A 13,265-nucleotide genomic window follows, 5' to 3' on the forward strand; every position below is an offset into this window, starting at 1 on the left:
CGTGAGCGTGCTCGTCCATGTTGCGACGCTGCTGCAGGACGCCGCCCGCACCGACCAGTTGCACCGGCGGGCGCAAGCCGCCGGTGCTCAGCTGGCCTTTCTGCAAGGCGGTGAACCGACGCTGACCCACCTGCTCAATCGACTGCACGCTGACGGCGTCCGCGCCATCCAGCTGGAGGCGGTGAGCACAGATGAGCGTGCGTATGCGCGATCCTGGATCGGGCGGGTCGCTGGCCACTGGCGTCGACAGCAGGTTGACCCGCCGCTGATCGAACTCGGCGGGCGCACCATCACTGGCGGGGAGGCGCCGCTCTCGTCACCGGCCTGGGAGAGGCGGCCGCGGTACCGACATCACTTGTTGGTCTGTCGTGGCCCGCGGTGCAGCGCCCATGGGGCGGACAAGACGTACTCAGAGATCCTCCGCTGTCTCGTGGCGGCGGGCCTCACCGATGCCGACGTCCTCATGGCGCAGACCGGTTGCCTGTTCCCGTGCAACCACGGGCCGGTGGTCGTGGTGCATCCCGACGGCACCTGGTACGGCCCGGTGGGCCCCGACAGCGCCGAGCGGCTGGTTCGCCAGCACCTAGGTGCTGGCCTGCCCGTCCACGACCTGCGCATGCCTACGCCCATGGAAGGAGAAGCATGACCCGTATCGCTCTGATGTCGACCTCGGACACCGACCTGCTCTCGGCACGTGCCAGCGGCGCGGGCTACTCCTGGCTGAACCCCGCCCGGGCCAGCGACGAGCGCCGCGACGCGCTCGTCGCCGACGCGGATCTCGTCGTGCTGCGTGTGCTCGGATCACCCGAGGACGTTCGCGACCTCACCGCGCTAGTCCACGCGTCCGGCCGTCCCTGCGTGGTGCTCGGCGGTGAACGTACGCCCAACGCCGCCCTGATGGAACTGTCGACAGCTCCGATCGGGGTGTGCGCCGAAGCTCACCGTTACCTCGCCGAAGGCGGCCCGGAGAACCTGCGGCAGCTGCACGCCTTCCTATCCGACACCGTGCTGCTGACCGGCGAGGGCTTCGATCCCCCGGCAGTGCTGCCCGAGTGGGGGGTATCCCGTAAGGCGGCCGGCGACCGGCCGCGCGTCGGCATCGTGTACTACCGGGCCCATGAGGTGAGCGGCAACCACAGCTTCGCCCGCGACCTGGCCGACGCGGTCGACGCCACCGGTAAGGCCACCGGCGTCCCCATCTTCGTATCGTCGCTGCGCGCGGCCCCCGACGACCTGTTCGACGAACTCGCCACCCTCGACGCGATCATCGTCACCGTGCTCGCGGCCGGAGGCTCCAAACCTGCCGCGGTCGGCGCCGGCGGGGACGACGAGTCGTGGGACGTCGAACGGCTCCGGACACTGGACGTCCCCGTACTGCAGGCACTCGCGCTGACCTCGACGAAGGCCTGGTGGGAGGCCTCCGACGACGGCGTCACCCCGCTGGACTCGGCCACCCAGATCGCCATTCCCGAGTTCGACGGCCGGCTGATCACCGTCCCGTTCTCGTTCAAGGAGGTCGATGACGACGGCCTGCCCCGCTACGAGACCGACGCTGAGCGGTGCGCCCGGGTCGCCAACATCGCGGTGAACCACGCGCGGCTGCGGCACGTGGCGCCCGCCCAGCGCAAGGTCGCGCTCGTGCTGTCGGCCTATCCGACCAAGCACAGCCGGATCGGCAACGCGGTCGGCCTAGATACGCCCGTATCCGCGATCCGGCTGCTGCGTCGCATGCGTGCGGCCGGCTACGACCTCGGCGCGCCCGGCGAGATCCCGGGCTTGGATCCGCTGCCGGCGGTCGAGGGCGAGGACCCCGACACCACATCGGGCATCGCGCTGATCCACACACTCATCGCTGCGGGCGGCCAAGACGAGGAGTGGCTCACCCAGGCCCAACTGAACGAGTCCCACGTCCGCATCAGCCGCGAGGAGTACCTGCGCTGGACCGCGGACCTGCCCGCCGCGCTACGCGACGCGATGACCGAGACCTGGGGTGCGGCGCCCGGTTCGCTGTTCGTCGACAACGCCGGCGACATTGTGCTGGCGACCCTGCGCGCGGGCAACGTGGTAATCCTCATCCAGCCGCCGCGTGGCTTCGGGGAGAATCCGATCGCGATCTACCACGACCCGGACATGCCGCCCTCACACCATTACCTGGCCGCCTACCGCTGGCTCGAGAAGGGCTTCGGCGCCGATGCGGTCGTTCACCTCGGCAAGCACGGCTCGATGGAGTGGCTGCCGGGCAAGAACGCGGCGCTGTCGGCCGCCTGCGCCACCGACGCGGCCATCGGCAGTATGCCGCTCATCTACCCGTTCCTGGTCAACGACCCCGGCGAGGGAGCGCAGGCCAAGCGCCGCGCCCACGCCACGATCGTCGACCACCTGATTCCGCCGATGGCACGCGCCGAAGGATACGGCGACGTCGCCAAGCTGGAGCAACTGCTCGACGAGCACGCCAACGTCGCCGCGATGGACCCGGCCAAGCTCCCCGCGATCCGCCAGCAGATCTGGACCCTCATGCAGTCCGCCCAGATGCATCGTGACCTGGGTCTGGAGGAGCGCCCCGACGACGAGGAGTTCGATGACTTCCTGCTGCACGTCGACGGCTGGCTCTGCGAGATCAAGGACGTGCAGATCCGCGACGGGCTGCACGTCCTGGGACAGGCGCCGCTCGGCGAGGCCCGCATCAATCTCGTGCTGGCCGTGCTGCGGGCGACCCAGGTCTGGGGCGGGCAGGAAAAGGCGCTTCCCGGGCTGCGCGCTGCGCTCGGCCTGACCGAGGACGCCCCACTCGCCGAGGTCGACGCGGTCGAGACCCAGGCGCGAGCCCTCGTAAGCGCACTGGAGAAGGCGGGCTGGGACGTCGCGACCGTCGAGTCCGTGCATCAGGACCCGGTGGTGCGAAACATCCTGCGGTTCGCCGCCGAGCAGGTAGTGCCCCGACTGGAGGCAACAACCGACGAGCTGAGCAACGTGCTGCACGCCCTGGACGGCGGGTTCGTCCCGGCTGGCCCGTCCGGGTCCCCGTTGCGCGGCCTGGTGAACGTCCTGCCCACCGGGCGAAACTTCTACACCGTCGACCCGCGAGCGGTGCCCTCCCGGCTGGCCTGGGAGACCGGCCAGGCGATGGCGGAGTCGCTCGTCGCCCGGCACCTGGCGGACACCGGTGAGCACCCACGCTCGGTCGGCCTGTCGGTCTGGGGGACCTCCGCCATGCGTACCTCCGGCGACGACATCGCCGAGGTTCTCGCGCTGCTCGGTGTTCGGCCCACGTGGGATCCTGCCTCTCGACGGGTCAACGGCCTAGAGGTCATCGACCTGAACGAACTGGGTCGCCCTCGCATCGACGTGACCGTCCGCATCTCGGGCTTCTTCCGGGACGCCTTCCCACATGTCATCGAGCTCCTCGACGACGCGGTGCAGCTCGTGGCACAGCTCGACGAACCCGACGAGCTCAACTTCGTCCGCGCCCACACCCGCCAGGACCTGGCCGAGCACGGCGACCTGCGCCGCGCCACGACGCGGATCTTCGGCTCGAAGCCCGGCTCGTACGGCGCGGGGATCCTGCAGGTGGTGGAGTCCGGCACCTGGCGCGACGACGCCGACCTCGCCGAGGTCTACACCGCGTGGGGCGGCTTCGCCTACGGCCGAGGGCTGAACGGGGTCGCCGCCAGCGACGAGCTGCGCAGCAGCTACCGGCGCATCGCGGTAGCGGCCAAGAACATCGACTCTCGCGAGCACGACATCGCCGACTCCGACGACTACTTCCAATATCACGGAGGCATGATTGCGACCGTCCGCGCGCTGACCGGGACCGAACCGCGAGCGTACGTCGGCGACTCGACGACTCCCGACGCCGTACGCACCCGCAGCCTGCAGGAGGAGACGAACCGCGTGTTCCGTTCCCGGGTGGTCAACCCGCGGTGGATCGCCGCGATGCAGCGCCACGGCTACAAGGGCGCCTTCGAACTCGCGGCGACCGTCGACTATCTCTTCGGCTTCGACGCCACGGCCGGCGTCGTACACGACTGGATGTACGAGTCGCTGGCGAAGGAGTACGTCCTAGACGAGACGAACCAGCAGTTCATGCGCCGGGCAAATCCGTGGGCGCTGCGCGGCATCGTGGAGCGGCTGACCGAGGCGGCCAACCGCGGCCTGTGGGCCGAGCCGGACGCCGCGGTGATGGCCGAGATGGCACGTGTATATCTCGAGATCGAGGGCGACCTGGAGGACAACGCGTGACCCGTCGCCTCGCCCTGGTGGGGCTCGGACCGGGAGATCCCGACCTGGTGACCGCCCAGGCCGTCCGCGTGCTCAACGAGGTCGACTACTTCCTCGTCGCCGACAAGAGTGAGCAGCATCCCGGCACGGCGGACCTGATCGCCATGCGAGAGGCGATCTGCGCGCGGCATGTCAGGAAGAAGTGGCGACTCGTTACCGTGCCCGATCCGGAACGCGACCGCACCGACCCGGCCGACTACACCGGCGCCGTCCGGACCTGGCACGAGGCCCGGGCCGTCTGCTGGGAGCAGACGCTGCTGGACAACCCCGGTGACACCGCCGTCCTGGTGTGGGGCGACCCCGCGCTGTACGACTCGTCGATCAGGCTGGCCCACCGGATCGTCGAACGGGGAGTCGTAGATGTCGAGGTGGAGATCGTGCCGGGACTCAGCAGCGTCCAGCTGCTGGCGGCGCGGCACGGCGTGGTCCTCAACACGATCGGCGGGCCGATTACGATCACGACTGGCCGACGCCTGCTCGAGGACGCGGCCAGCGGCGACAACCTGGTCGTCATGCTCGACGGGGCGCTGACCTGTCGCCGTCTACCCGACCCGGCCGGGTGGCGGATTTGGTGGGGGGCGAATCTCGGTTCGGCGCACGAGCAGCTTGGCGCAGGCCACCTCGACCGGGTCGTCGATGACATCTGGGCACGACGCGCCATCGCCAAGCGCGCCTGCGGCTGGGTAATGGACACCTATCTGCTGCGCCGAGGAGAAGCGTGAAACCGGTCGACCGAGCTGAGGCAACCAGTGGTTGTCTCAGCTGGGCCGACCTTCCAACTGCCCATCGGCGCTGCACCGGCGGGCTCTATATACGCCCGGCGCGGATAGCAGCAGCCGGGGTTGCCCCGTGACGGGGCGTGGCATGACGCGGGGCAACACCGAGGACGGTGCGCACCATCGCGGGAGTGAGAACCCCGGGCGGCGGCCCGGCGCCAGGCTCTCCGGCCACTCCGTCATCAGCGCCTCCCCTGTAAACCCCATTACGACCGGTTGGCGGTGGTGGTCACCGACCGCATCGCTTCACCAGGAAGCCCATCACGGCGGATTTCGAGCGAATTTCTCAGCGGTCTGCCGCACCCGTACTCACCCGACGACGTGAGATGCCACGCAGGCGCTCTCATGCCGCCGATCGCGCGCTAGCAACGTCCGCGGGCTTGCACCGGTTCCTGTCTGTCGTAGAGGTCCCACAAGCTCGCGCACACCTACCGCCGCTGTACGCGGAGTTCCGAGCATGCGTCGTACGGTTCGATTCGAGTGAAGCAGCGAGGTGACCGGCATGCCGGTCACCAAGATGAGCGGACAACCGGTGTGGCTGCAAGCTCCGCAGTGGCCGGTGTCGCGATTGCTCGGCGAGCTAATGACGTGCATCGGCCAGTTCCGCCTCGATGTCGATGGCGGAGCTCCGCATGGCCTACCTGTTCTTGACTGGCGGCGACGAGTACGTCGATGGCACCTGGGAGCCTGAGGATGGCGAGAACGCCGTGATCGTTCAGCCTGAGGGATCGGTACCAGCCTTCTTCGCTGTGGCTGACATTTAGCGAGGGTCCGTCCTGACCCGTGGAGGATCACCTAACTGTGAATCAGCAGGTCCACAGCGATGAGGAACCGCAACATCGACACTGTGATCTAGCTGCGCCCTAACGGCCCCCGCGCCGACCCGCTCGCCGGGTCCGTTCCGGTGTCCAGTAGACCGCGAGTCTGCGCTATCGCCCGTGCCGTCGACTCGTCACCCTCCTGCAGGAACACACGGATCGCGTCGCGGATCGCGGCCATCTGCTGACGCTGCCAGTACTCCCGGAGGAAGTCTCCCTCGGCGGTTCGTACCCGTCCTTCCCGGGCGAGCAGCCACGTGAACGCAAGGCCCCCCGCAACGATCACGAGAGCGATTCCAAGCGCCGCGAACGTCGCGAAGCCTTTTGTGAGCACCCCGCTGGGGTCGTGTCGGGCGTCGGAGTAAATACGCCCCCACACCAGGAACGTGATGCCGCCGAGGAGTGCGGCGATGGCCCCGAGCGCCGCGTGGGCGGTGTTGCGGTGCCTCCTCTTCAGGACCGCGCCGACTGCTTCCTCTTCTTCCAGGTATCGGTCCCGGAAGGGCTTGTTGGTGGTGCGAGTGGAGTTCTTCATAGCGTCGGTGTCCTTCCGTAGAGACAGGCTGCTCGGCTGCCGTCCCTTTGCCGGCAGCTGGCGGGGCCGGAAAAAAGGTGGCTCTTTGTCACGGTGGGCGTCTGAATCTATGGCCTTTCGGTGACCCCTTTTTTGGGGGGCATTGCATGGTTCTATGGGACGACTGGGTATGTCTCAAAACTCGCGGTTCGGCCGGGTAGTGGGCTTTGGGTGCCACGCGGCTCGGCGACACTTCTATGTAACGCAGTGTGCTCCGGCGGGTACTTCTCATCGCAAATTTTGCGGCCTGTTCTAACAGATGATGAACGCGGAGTGACGGCAGTGTCGCGACTCCCGTCGATTGGACTAGGTCACACTCATGACACCGGCCGATCGCACGTCAAGACTATGGCCGCTTCCAATAACGTGCCGGAAGGGCTGCTTCACCATGAGCTGAAGCCGAATCGCCAGGGCATGCGCGCTGCTTTGGCTAGACGGAGCGCGACAGCGTCCGGCGCTGCGGGTTGGCCGCATACCGCGCAGTTTCCGGTTCTGGCGGCTCAAGTGAGCAAGCCTAGCCCACGCGGGGTCACAGAAGGCCAGCCAAACGATGGAAGGAGCAGTTGATTACACGCGAAAAGCACGAGGCCACCGAGTACGCCATGCCGAGCATCGACGTCGTCGGCCGGGAAGCCCGACATCTCGACGCCCCCGAAGTCGACTGCCCCCCGCTGTTCAAGCGCGAGAGGCGCCGAAAGCGGGTGCGCTACGCCGCGACAACGGCAGAGCTGCCTGACCAGATGGCTTTCGCTGTCGGGAACGGCTGGACAACTACGCCCCCGACAGCGCCCATAGGAAAAAGGCATTGAATCAGCCAATACCGCCAGCCGGTCATATTCCCTGTCGCCTGCCCGACAGTCCCTAGCTCGCCCCACCGGACACGACCAGCATCGACACGCCAACACCACGTGGGGAGAGAGCACCGCATGAGCGACCCGTACGCGGCCCACCAGCCGCAGCAGCCCTACCAGCAGGGCAACTCCGGCTACACCACAACCCCGCAACACCAATCCACAGCACCCGAGCAAACACACGTCAACGGCGTCGACCCGACAGAGCTGACAGCTCCGGTCGCCCCGGCCAAACAGGCCAGACATAGCCGCTCCGAACCAAGCCGGCGCAAGCCACTACTCATCGCCATCGGCGCCTCCCTCGTGATGCTGCTACTCGCCGCCGTCGCCATCGGCGTCTACGAGGGCTTCATCAAAGAAGACTCCGGAGTCGCCGCCTGCAAAGCCCTCCGCGACGGCAAGAAAGCCGACGGCAGCGAAAAAAGTAGCGACGATGACGACAAGCTTACCGAAACCGAGTACCGGAATGCGCGGAAACTGTTCGAGGACTCCCGGCATGACAAGCTACGCGAGCATGGCACCGCGCTTATCGACATCACATGGCAGGTGTCCAACCTGCCAGAAGGTCAGGAGATGGGTGCGCTGGCGTTCGTGAGCGCGATGGGCACCCACATGGCAGGCCTGCAGACGGCGTGCGCCGACCAGGGCGTGATCGTCAACTTGAACCAGAAGTAGCCGGACCATGGACGAAGCCGCCCATCCCGGTCGGCGGATGGGCGGCTTCTTCGTGTCACTCGCACCTGTCTTCGAATCCGCGTCTCTGCGGCTCGCAGCAGTCCGGGCGCGGCTGAACACGATTGTAGCCGCGCGCGGCCAGACGGTTGAGCCGTTCGTTTGAGGAGTCGACGTGAAGGGATTTACCAGGCGTCCGATGGTCTGGGCGGTCAGCGAAGCAGCAGGCGTAGGTTGCCGGACAGGACGCCAGGGATCGGTGATGCAGAGGAACAGCGTCTTGCCGGACGTACCCGGCGTGGCGAGCGCCTCGTCACGACGCATGCTCGGCCCGACCGCCGGGTGGCTCATCCGTTTGGGTAATGCCCGCGCTCGCACACGTAGTTCTCCGTTGCGGCAGGTACGGAACTCCGGATTCCTGATCGGAAGCTCGCTGACGAGCCGGCTGTCCGAAGCCACTGCCATACGGAGTGTCCGGCGCGCAAACCCGGTCGGTGATGTGGTCATGCACTGACCGTCCTAGGCCCGCCGGAGGGCACCCGCAGCGGTGACGCTCTCACTTCGGTGCCTGAGATGGGTTCGGCTCGGCAAAGATTGGAGGGCGGGGCAGGCGCAGCAATGGGCCCGAATGCGGGTCTACACGCCACATCGACGCTCCGCCAGGGGCGAGTTCCGAGGGGAGGGGTGGTGGCCGACGGGAACGCAGGTGACACAGGCCGGCGGCTGGCGGCTGTCTTGCTGGGCCTGGCCGGGATCTTCGACGCGGTAGCTGGTGCGGCCGACCTGAGTGGCGCCCGCTACGTCTCCCTCGCGGACGGTGCTGTGCATGAGCACGACCTCACCGGCTGGGCTTGGCTGCATCTGGCCGTCGGGGTCTTCACGGCGCTGGCCGGAGCCCTCGGACCGCTCCGCCGCCGCTGGTCGACCTTCCTGGCTCTGGCCGCGGTGGTGATCTTCGTCGGGCTCCACCTGTTCTTCCTCACCTATCACCCGGTCCGTGCGGTGCTGGTGCTTGGACTGGCACTGACTGCCGCCCGCTTGCTGATCATCAATCGACCTCGCGCTGTCGCTTGAGAGCATCCGGGCGACGGTACCCGCATGCACACGTAAGGTTCGCGCTCGACCCAGCACCAGCACCGTCTGTCCGGGCGAGTGACTGGGGTTCCGCCGGCTCCGCGGTGGGCTGTCGACATACGAGGGCGGATCAGTCGGTTGGCTGGCACACTTTTCCCGTGAAGGCGGGATCGGGCTGTCGGAATGCGGACCATGCCGGATTGGCAGCGATGGGCAGGGGCGGGGCCTGCCAGGCGGCGCCGAGACGTTGCAGGAAGGGGTACTCTTCGCGTTCCTGCTGGATCGGTTCGCCGGAGAGGAAGGCCAGGAGCCGGTTTTCGACCAGGTTGCGGTTGAGAAGACCTCCGTGCACGCCGGGCATCTGGAAGACGGGGATCCGGCTGTACTCGCCGGGCGGTGCCTCTGCGGCCGTGGTGGTGGGAATGAAAGCCACCATCCGGACCCCGGGCACCGGACACATGAGTTGGTTGCGGTAGAACGGCGCGTCGTCGACCAGGGAGCGGATGAACGGTTCGTCGGGACCGGCATGCAGGCCACCGAACAGGCGAATCACGCCGAACACGATCCGTAGCTGCGATCCAGTCGCCACGCCCCAGCCGTGGTTCTCGCGCGGAGGTGGGTAGTAGGCGCGGCCCGCGTTGATCAGGGGACTGAACATAGCCAGTGTGTCGACGGCGGGGTGCGCTCGCTGCTGAAGGTAGGTTCGGGCGACGATGGCCCCTTCGCTTTCCCCGATGAGGGCGATCGGCCGGCCGGTGCGCTGGTGTAGTCGTCGCACCTGTTCGTCGAGGAGGCCCACGCTGTCCGTCACCGAGATCGTGGTGTCGTGCGGCTGGTAGGGCAGGGGTGCGCCGTCCCGGCTCAACCCTCGGTAGGAGAACCTCTCGACACGATTGTCGAGTGGTTGCTCGCCTTCGTACGACGACCCGTAACCTGCGAGGACGATGACTGCCTGCGGCACGTCGGGCGGCAGCGGATGGTCAAGGGCCACCGCCTCGGCCCGCAGGCTCTTGTCCGGCACGGCGTCCACCATCGGGGGGATGAGCAACGGCACCGCGAGGGCAAGAACCGCCGCGACGGGAGTCGCCGGCAACCTCACCCACCGTGTCGATGGATTGATCAGCGCGGTACGGACCGTCCGGTTCCACAGCAGCCCGTTGACCACCCCGGCCGCGGCGGCCACCGGCACCGACCACCAGCCCGGCAGACTCCAGCACAACGCGCCGGCCACGGTCAGCACTACGAAGTTCAGCATCGACCATCCCACCAGCGAGACCGATGGCAGGCCTCGCCACCACGGGCCTACCACAGCTGCCCGTTGCAGGAATGGCGCCAGCAGGAACAACGGCATCAGGGAGGCCAGCAGCACCCAGGACAGCGGCACCACCGACGCGGCCACCGAGATCAAGGCCCACGGGGCGACGAAGACCGCCACCAACGCGGCGAGCCCGACATTCCGTTTCAACAGCCACCGCGCCGATGGCCGAGGCACCTCAGCCGGCCATGCCAACATCACCAGCAGCGTGTGAAAGAGCCCTCGGGCCACCACCAGCAAACTGAGCCAGAACACGAATGACGGCCACGAGTCGTGGTAGACATACAGCCACCGCAGGTCGTGGTAGGTGTCGTACGGCCACACCGCCGCCGCCTGCGGCGCGAGGCCCCGCGCCGCGACGAAACCCAGCGAGACCAAGACGACGGCCTCGACCGTCGGAGACACCGCGGTCAGCAGCAGCAGGCCCACCAGTCTGCGCTCCGCGAGCAGCACGCCGCCTCCTCGCTGTTGCTCTCTGCATGAAGATTTCCGCACACCAGGCCCCAACGGAGGCGTATCCCGCAACATCGCTACCCGGTAGGAACGAGCAGCGCCGGGACCCGACAAGCCATGAACGCGATGCCGACGGCTGTGCCGCCGATACGGAACGACGTCACCCGCGTGGCTGTACTTCTTCGGGCATATCCCGAGGTCCCGCACCCCTGCGGCCCGGCGCGCCGACGATGAGCCGACGTGGCAGGCGCCGCACCGCTGCGCGGCGTCGGCTCAGCCCGACGACGATTGGCTTTGCGCACTCCGTCTCGGCGACCCCAGCCGCATCCTCACTGGCAGCGTCTGCTGCTGGGTCTGCTCCCCACAGCTCGGCGCACGGTCTGGTCGCGGTGCTGCTGGTGCTCGCTGCGGCTGTCGTCGAGATACTGAGGTAGCAGACCGAGACGCTCGGCGATGAATCCGCGCGACGTGCTGCGCCGTCTGCTGCTGCCGGTGGGGTCGCCGTCGCCGTGCCGGTCGGCGCGGTGAGGCGTCAGAGCTGCTCCGACGTCCGGCCGGACTCGTGCCTTCCCGCTGACGAAGGGACGACCGCTGCGGGCACGCCGCCGTGTACCGCCGATGGCCGAGCGGGCGTCGAAGCCAGCTCGGCCAGTATCGGTGCGGCGGCCAGGCGGGTGGCCGGCCGCCGCGGGAGCACTTCATTCGGCGGTGGGGGACTTGATCGCTCTTGCTCGGGATGCAGCCTTGATTCCTCATCGGCTCAGGTAGGCGCGGTTGGCCATAGATGCGTAGGCCCGATCCGTCAGGACTTGCTCGGCGGGTCCGGGGGCTGGCCGGGACGCAGCGGGGGCCGCGGACGCGGTCGGACGCTGGGGACCGCGGGCTGATACGTTGCGGTCTTGCAGGGCTTACCGCCCGGGAACCGTGCAGCCTGGGCGGACGGGTGGCAGCAGCGGTGCGACCTCGGCCCAGATTTCGTTCGAAACGATCTGCGTGGCTGCCCACTCTCATCATTTCAGGCAGAACGATCCTCTGCGCCGAGGATATGTCCAACATTATCCAATTAAGGGCGCTTAGGCCTCATGTTGAATCTGGTCGAGGGCCTGCTGTCCCTCTCTGTGAGAGATACTGACCCCAACAGCCGGTGTTGCCGAGGTCCATCGCCAGGTTGCGGACAGGTTGGCCGCCGCGACAGCGGTGGGGTGCGTGGCCGGCCATTCCCGAACGCGTCGACCAGCAGGCCAACCGCCGCAGGCGCGGCAGCCGAGGCGGCCGACCACCGGCCTTCGACAAACAGCTCTACAAGCGGCGCAACGTCGTCGAGCGCTGCTTCAACCGGCTCAAGCACTGCCGCAGCGTCGCCACCCGCTACGACAAGACAGCCACGTCGTACCAGGCGACCGTCACCATCGCCGCGCTACTCCAATGGCTGTGAACCTTTGAAGACACGACCTAGCGCCGTCACGACCGCCGATCGACACTGATGATCGATCCGAACGCTGCCGGTGGTCGAAAAAGATCACTCATAGTACCTGTCCATAGCTGCCGCACGGATGCCATCTACCTGGATATCCTGACTGAGGATCGCACGGGCCTAGCGGCTTAGGTCAGGCATCGGTCAAGGCCGCTGCCCCCTCCATCCGATGGTCGTATGTCGGGTGATGTGGAAACGCCCCCCACTGCTTCGATGGGGGGCGTTTCCTATCACCGTTTGCGACTGACGGCTGTGGCGATGCAGTTCGTGCTGAAACGGCAGGTGGCGCCGCCTGCAACCGGAGCTGGAAAAGGGTTCGCCTGCACCAGCACGACGCCGTATAGGTCTACGGCGAGTCGGTGCAGGTCGGCTTGACCGTGCCGTACGTGGTCATGGAGCTGGTCGACGGCGGTCCGCTGAGCGGGCGGCTCGGCCGCGACGGGCAGCTTCCCTGGCGGGAGGCCATGACGATCGGCGCGGAGGTCGCCTCGGCGCTGGCCGCCGCGCACGCCCGTGGCGTGGTGGACCGGGACGTGACGCCGGGCAACGTCATGCTGACCCCGACCGGGGTGAAGGTCGTCGACTTCGGCATCTCGGCGCTCGTGGGGGAGAGCGACAAGGGGCCCGACGGCGCGCTGCTCGGCACGCCCGCGTACCTGGCGCCGGAGCGGCTGGACAACGGCCACGTCTCGCCGGCCACCGACGTGTACGCGGTCGGGCTGCTGCTCTACCGGATGCTGACCGGCCGCCTGCCGTGGCAGGCCAGCACCACCACCCAGATGCTGCGCGTATCGATTGGGCCGGGCAGCCACCGCTGTGTGTGGATCTTTGGGATTGAGCGTCGTCGTTACTGATGGCTTATCGAACCGAAAGTTTGGATCCCGGAAGCCTTTCCCAGGCCTGTGTTCCGGTTGTGGCGCTGCGTGTGGTCTGGCTAGCGTCCTGCGCCAGGCACGCATCGAAGTTCGTGATCGCCGGAG

Annotated in this window: 9 protein-coding genes and 1 pseudogene; 8 read left to right on the plus strand and 2 right to left on the minus strand. The window is 67.6% G+C overall.

From position 1 onward, the window contains the following. The first annotated feature begins 1 nt into the window (after position 1). The 4 genes from ACN27C_RS19755 to ACN27C_RS19770 all read left to right on the plus strand — a co-directional run bounded on the left by ACN27C_RS19755 (position 2) and on the right by ACN27C_RS19770 (position 5,818). Complete coding sequence (locus ACN27C_RS19755) at positions 2 to 646, plus strand: (2Fe-2S) ferredoxin domain-containing protein (protein WP_422747313.1); 645 nt, start codon at positions 2 to 4, stop codon at positions 644 to 646. Next, the gene (gene cobN / locus ACN27C_RS19760) at positions 643 to 4,239 is read left to right on the plus strand and encodes a cobaltochelatase subunit CobN (RefSeq protein WP_422747315.1); all 3,597 of its coding nucleotides are present in this window, start codon (positions 643 to 645) and stop codon (positions 4,237 to 4,239) included. Before ACN27C_RS19755 ends, cobN begins: the two co-directional genes overlap by 4 nt. Further along, the gene (cobF, locus tag ACN27C_RS19765) at positions 4,236 to 5,000 is read left to right on the plus strand and encodes a precorrin-6A synthase (deacetylating) (protein ID WP_421498335.1); all 765 of its coding nucleotides are present in this window, start codon (positions 4,236 to 4,238) and stop codon (positions 4,998 to 5,000) included. The genes cobN and cobF overlap by 4 nt, the downstream gene beginning before the upstream one ends. Before the next feature lie 686 nt (positions 5,001 to 5,686). Beyond that, positions 5,687 to 5,818 (plus strand): hypothetical protein, encoded by a 132-nt coding sequence (locus ACN27C_RS19770; protein ID WP_422747317.1) that lies wholly within the window; start codon positions 5,687 to 5,689, stop codon positions 5,816 to 5,818. Between the two features lie 88 nt (positions 5,819 to 5,906). Here the strand turns inward: ACN27C_RS19770 and ACN27C_RS19775 are convergent, their stop codons facing one another. Next, positions 5,907 to 6,407 carry a hypothetical protein gene (locus ACN27C_RS19775; protein ID WP_421498333.1) on the minus strand — a complete coding sequence of 167 codons (501 nt, stop codon included), beginning with the start codon at positions 6,405 to 6,407 and terminating at the stop codon, positions 5,907 to 5,909. Positions 6,408 to 7,372: 965 nt separating this feature from the next. On the opposite strand from ACN27C_RS19775, the gene ACN27C_RS19780 reads away from it, so the two are divergent. Continuing rightward, positions 7,373 to 7,972, plus strand: a complete 600-nt coding sequence (locus ACN27C_RS19780; protein WP_422747319.1) for a hypothetical protein — start codon at positions 7,373 to 7,375, stop codon at positions 7,970 to 7,972. A 684-nt stretch (positions 7,973 to 8,656) separates the two neighbouring features. Next, positions 8,657 to 9,043, plus strand: coding sequence for a DUF7144 family membrane protein (locus ACN27C_RS19785; protein ID WP_421498331.1), 387 nt, complete (start codon positions 8,657 to 8,659; stop codon positions 9,041 to 9,043). Between the two features lie 130 nt (positions 9,044 to 9,173). Here ACN27C_RS19785 and ACN27C_RS19790 read toward each other — a convergent pair whose 3' ends face one another. Further along, positions 9,174 to 10,811 carry a hypothetical protein gene (locus tag ACN27C_RS19790; protein WP_421498330.1) on the minus strand — a complete coding sequence of 546 codons (1,638 nt, stop codon included), beginning with the start codon at positions 10,809 to 10,811 and terminating at the stop codon, positions 9,174 to 9,176. A 1,168-nt stretch (positions 10,812 to 11,979) separates the two neighbouring features. Here ACN27C_RS19790 and ACN27C_RS19795 point away from each other — a divergent pair. Both ACN27C_RS19795 and ACN27C_RS19800 read left to right on the plus strand, forming a co-directional pair. Beyond that, positions 11,980 to 12,246 carry a transposase gene (locus ACN27C_RS19795; protein WP_422747322.1) on the plus strand — a complete coding sequence of 89 codons (267 nt, stop codon included), beginning with the start codon at positions 11,980 to 11,982 and terminating at the stop codon, positions 12,244 to 12,246. A 386-nt stretch (positions 12,247 to 12,632) separates the two neighbouring features. Beyond that, positions 12,633 to 13,073: pseudogene (locus ACN27C_RS19800) on the plus strand (serine/threonine-protein kinase); the annotation flags it as partial. Between the last annotated feature and the right edge of the window lie 192 nt (positions 13,074 to 13,265).

Source organism: Micromonospora sp. WMMD1219, assembly GCF_049315215.1.
Lineage (GTDB): Bacteria > Actinomycetota > Actinomycetes > Mycobacteriales > Micromonosporaceae > Micromonospora > Micromonospora tulbaghiae.